The organism is Rhodopirellula europaea 6C (assembly GCF_000338295.1).
In the GTDB taxonomy this organism is placed as follows: Bacteria; Planctomycetota; Planctomycetia; order Pirellulales; family Pirellulaceae; genus Rhodopirellula; species Rhodopirellula europaea.
In genome coordinates this window covers 1-3261 of sequence record NZ_ANMO01000225.1, presented here as the reverse complement: position 1 = coordinate 3261, position 3261 = coordinate 1, and the positions used below count along the sequence as shown (strand labels likewise).

Annotated in this window: 4 protein-coding genes and 1 pseudogene; 1 reads left to right on the top strand and 4 read right to left on the bottom strand. The window is 55.2% G+C overall.

Annotated features, from left to right (window positions below):
* Positions 1–78: 78 nt before the first annotated feature.
* The 4 genes and pseudogenes from RE6C_RS24055 to RE6C_RS33730 form a co-directional block, all read right to left on the bottom strand.
* Positions 79–528, bottom strand: coding sequence for a hypothetical protein (locus RE6C_RS24055; RefSeq protein ID WP_008660794.1), 450 nt, complete (start codon positions 526–528; stop codon positions 79–81).
* Positions 529–963: 435 nt separating this feature from the next.
* Positions 964–1635, bottom strand: a complete 672-nt coding sequence (locus RE6C_RS24045) for a hypothetical protein (RefSeq protein ID WP_008660792.1) — start codon at positions 1633–1635, stop codon at positions 964–966.
* 40 nt (positions 1636–1675) lie between these two features.
* Complete coding sequence (locus RE6C_RS24040) at positions 1676–1996, bottom strand: hypothetical protein (protein WP_008660790.1); 321 nt, start codon at positions 1994–1996, stop codon at positions 1676–1678.
* 298 nt (positions 1997–2294) lie between these two features.
* A pseudogene (locus RE6C_RS33730) lies at positions 2295–2420 on the bottom strand (IS91 family transposase); the annotation flags it as partial.
* A gap of 5 nt (positions 2421–2425) precedes the next feature.
* On the opposite strand from RE6C_RS33730, the gene RE6C_RS24035 reads away from it, so the two are divergent.
* Positions 2426–3037 (top strand): tyrosine-type recombinase/integrase, encoded by a 612-nt coding sequence (locus RE6C_RS24035; protein WP_008660787.1) that lies wholly within the window; start codon positions 2426–2428, stop codon positions 3035–3037.
* Positions 3038–3261 lie beyond the last annotated feature (224 nt).

Here is a 3261-nt window from a genome sequence, read left to right as displayed (position 1 = left end):
CCACGCGTAACCGGGAACGCGCGGTAAAGTTTCTAACGGCCAAATAGTTCCGCTCGCGTTCTCCGGTTCACGCGATGGTTACCCGCCGTGGTCGTGAGTGGCATACCATCGAGATTCGCTTTCGTACCAGGATCTGATCTTCGTTGAAGTGAACCAGCGCCCGGACGAATTGTCCATAGGCTCGAGAGAGCTCAATTGGCACCAGTCTATCGGGCCGTCTTGCTGGTCATCCATCAGTGTAAAGGTAAGTGAATGAGAATCGTTCGGTGTGCGAAAGGAATAGACCGCACCGCTCCCAACCGCTGGGATTCCGAAATGGGATTCGATGTCGGTAAGCGTCGTGCGATTGTGCGCGATGTAGTCAACCAAACGGTAGTAGGCGTTTACGACATCGGCATCGGTGCCACGGTCGCGGGTTGCAGCGATCGCGGCGAGCGTGTCGTCCGGTGGTTGATCGGTGAAGCATCCCGAGACCAACATGAGCGGCAATGCAAACAAGCGAATCTTTCTTGCAGATGCGTATCGCATGATTTCAGTCGGGTAACGCCAAGGTCACCGGGTAAGGGCGTTCGGTGAAGTTGGGACTGGGAAAAAGACTGACGCCCTTACTCCGGTGCACCGAATTGTTCCGCATCCGAGCCGGCAGTCAGCGCAAGGGATCGTCTGCGTCGGAGTTTGCATTGTAGCAGCATGGTTCGAGCCTGTGCCGAGCATGGAATCGATGACGGTCAACGGCGTTGAGCTCCGCGTTCGGCTTGGCGATCGAACACGCCCATCCGAGCATGGACCGAGCATGGGGATCACGAGCCTGGATCGAGCGCACCAATCACCAAGGATGACGGAGCGTGAGGTTTTGATCGACTGCGGAACGGTACGCGTAACCGGGCACGCGAGAGAGATTCTCAACTTCACAACGCTCGGCTCGCGTGCTCCGGTTCACGCGATGGTTATGCTCTCTCTGATTCAGTCTGCGAGCACCACGCTGACCTTCGCGCGCGGATAGCTCTTCTGCATCGAAGCAGGATTCCCATCCTCCGAGGCGAGAATCGCGATCAGGCAAATCTCGTTTTCTGCGGAGATTTCAATCGATCGATCCGTTGTCATCGGAATGAGCGTTTTCCGAGTGCCCCGCACGTTGCTCAGCGGTAATGGGATGTTGGTCGCAATCCCAGAAGGAGAACATTTTGGGCAATCAATACGGTAGGCGACCTCCTCGTCTTGCGACAGCAGAACGCCACGTAGCGTGTTGTCCCTCGGCAGAAACGAAAGCAACAGATCAACGGCATCCACGTCGTCGTCGGAAGTAAAGGTTTGTCGATTTAGGAAGCGCGGCTTTGAACTGGGCGAGTCAAGCACGGACACGGCGACATCGAACCTCGTGCCGGGCTTTAAAGCGATCCGGTACCTGTAGATGTTCAATCCCGTAACGCTAGAAATATCCGAGGCTGTTAGCGGCAGTTTCTCTAATCTCGCGGGCTCATCGGCCCGTGCCAAACCGCCTGAGTAGGCGAAAGGCAGCGACGCTACTAATAGCATTGACAGCAAGTGTGGTCGCATTGCGGATTCCTTGAGTGGATTGAATTTGTCAGTCGCAGAACGTTGCCCGTCACCGAGGACGGAGGGTTGGGTTTCCATTCGTAAAATCACGCAAGCCGTCCTTCGGTGCACGGGATTGTTATTTGTCGTCCTGGTTGTCCACGCTTGGATCGCAGGATATATCCAGTTTGTCCCAGCCATTCAGTGCAACGGGAGTGAATCCTGGCGTTAAGTCTGGCGCGAAGACAACGCCGGCCGGATGTTCGTCGCAGGCACGATCCGCGAGTTCGGCAAACAAGGCAGAGAGCCAACGGAAGCCGCTAGCTGATCCGTAAATACGAAGATACGTTTGATTAATCAATTCCGTCTCGCCATCAAATCGGTTCGGTTGTTGATCGGTCGAAATTACAACGGAATTCGCGATCAGGTTCGAACCAAGTTTGAATGCGGAATCTGTCATAGGTTTCGATTCAGTTGTGTCGGACGTTGGTTGTTCAATCAAATAACGATTGAGTTCACCCGCTTAGCAACGAAAAAATTTTATGCTTGCTAGCCGGCGTGACGCTAAGCGGGTGCAACGACTTGGTTGTACTGTGCCGCCGGGGCCCGTGCTACGTCGAGCCGCTGTCGTCTTAGTGTTTTATCGGTGAAGCGGTCGCTCAGCAAGGCAATCGCCACGCTTTGGAGTGCACTCAAGCCGAGCTGAAACTGCACCTTCGGTATCGTCGGTGGAAGAATCGGTCGTGTCAAAGAACGCATCATGCGATCTGTCCAAGGGTTCGTGTGACAAACGCGGAGCTCGGTGGAGAACGCCCCGGATGGAATGAATGGTGGCTGACCAGCAGCGCCCCACATTCAGGACAGCGACAAGCTTGGTCCATTCCAATTGATGTTTGATTTGATGTACGGATCGGGATTGCGTCACAAGGAGTGTCGTCGATTGCGGATCAAGGACTTGCAAATCGACGAGGGAACGATTCTGGTCCGAGACGGAAAAGGTGAGAAGGATCGTGTGACGGTGTTGCCTCAGCGGGTGAGGCAGGAAGTGATTGAAAAGATCGAAGTTTGCCGGCGTCGTCATCTACAGGATTTGGAGATGGGCGAGGGCGAGGTGTTTTTGCCAGACGCACTCAAGCGAAAGTACCCGGCGGAGTCGAGAAAGTTTCGCTGGCAGTGGTTGTTTCCTTCCCCGCGCACTCGGATGGATCCGCGATCGGGTCGGTACTGGCGCCATCACGTCAGTGAGGATTTTTTGTCGAAGTCGTTCGGTAGGGCGTTGGAGGCATCGGGAGTGTTGAAGAACGCGGTGCCCCATACGTTGCGACACAGCTTTGCAACGCACTTGCTGGAAGGCGGTGCGGACATTCGAACGGTGCAGGAATTGATGGGCCATGCGGATGTTTCGACGACGATGATCTATCTGCATGTGATGAATCGCCCGGGATTGTCGGTGAAAAGCCCGCTGGATCAGATCGAAGCCTCCGATGATGACGAGAAGTAAGTCTTTGCGGCCGAGATTTGGCGTGGACTTCGTTCACTTGGGTGACAGCATCCGTGCAGCCAGCAGCTGACCTCAGCCACACACACCCCTCCTCCCAAGGGTTACTTCCACCCCTACTGTCTTCGGCAACGCGTGACGACAATGCAAGCGTCTGAGTGTCAATTCAAGCTCAGCGGCTTGAATTGCGTGGTGGTCCGAATTCTTGGCGAATCCGGCTACGGAGG

Bases quoted from the DNA above. Each gene is read 5' to 3' on its own strand.
- RE6C_RS24055 (WP_008660794.1), bottom strand. From the start codon at position 528: ATGCGATACGCATCTGCAAGAAAGATTCGCTTGTTTGCATTGCCGCTC.
- RE6C_RS24045 (WP_008660792.1), bottom strand. From the start codon at position 1,635: ATGGAAACCCAACCCTCCGTCCTCGGTGACGGGCAACGTTCTGCGACT.
- RE6C_RS24040 (WP_008660790.1), bottom strand. From the start codon at position 1,996: ATGACAGATTCCGCATTCAAACTTGGTTCGAACCTGATCGCGAATTCC.
- RE6C_RS24035 (WP_008660787.1), top strand. From the start codon at position 2,426: ATGTTTGATTTGATGTACGGATCGGGATTGCGTCACAAGGAGTGTCGT.